Source organism: Rothia sp. 27098_8_161, from assembly GCF_041432905.1.
Taxonomy (GTDB): Bacteria; Actinomycetota; Actinomycetes; order Actinomycetales; family Micrococcaceae; genus Rothia.
This window is the reverse complement of record NZ_JAPWAL010000080.1, coordinates 1-571: the sequence shown is the minus strand read 5'-3', so window position 1 is coordinate 571 and position 571 is coordinate 1. Positions and strand designations below refer to the sequence as shown.

Annotated in this window: 1 pseudogene; it reads right to left on the bottom strand. The window is 46.1% G+C overall.

Annotation, left to right across the window (positions count from 1 at the left end):
• Positions 1 to 528, bottom strand: a pseudogene (locus O3648_RS08495) (ABC transporter ATP-binding protein); the annotation flags it as partial.
• Between the last annotated feature and the right edge of the window lie 43 nt (positions 529 to 571).

Below are 571 nucleotides of genomic sequence, written 5' to 3'. Positions count from 1 at the left end.
CTTTCGATATATATCAATTGCGTTTGACCCCGCTGCCATCGAGCTAAGGTCGCTTCCCATCGAGCCAAGCGAGACTATAGCCGAGGTAATACCTATAACAGCTCCAGCAAGAGCACCGGGAGCCGGCACCGAGGCCGCTAGAAAAATAAGGGCTAAAGCTAGCAATGCAGCGCTTATAAAACCAACAATTGTATATATTCTGAGGATGTAACGAGCTAGGCCAATTTCCTCCTCACCGGATTTTTTCCGTTCTTGATTAGCACGATGCGCAAAGAACGACCGAGCATTAAGAATTGCAAGCTCACGAGCAGTAGTTATTTGTGCAATCTGGTTAGTGCTATGCCACGCGTTGTAGCTATATGAATATATTTTTTCCATTGCCTCAGCATTCTTACTCGAATAGAGATGTGACATAAAGGCAACAGGAATCATGCCTGCAAGCATGCAGAGTGAAGCATATACATTGATCTTTCCTACGGAATAACTAAGGGCTCCCGTCGAAAAAATGATGAATATCAGAGCACCCATAGTGGAAACTTGAGCCCCCAGGCTCCCCCCTGTCACAGCTTCA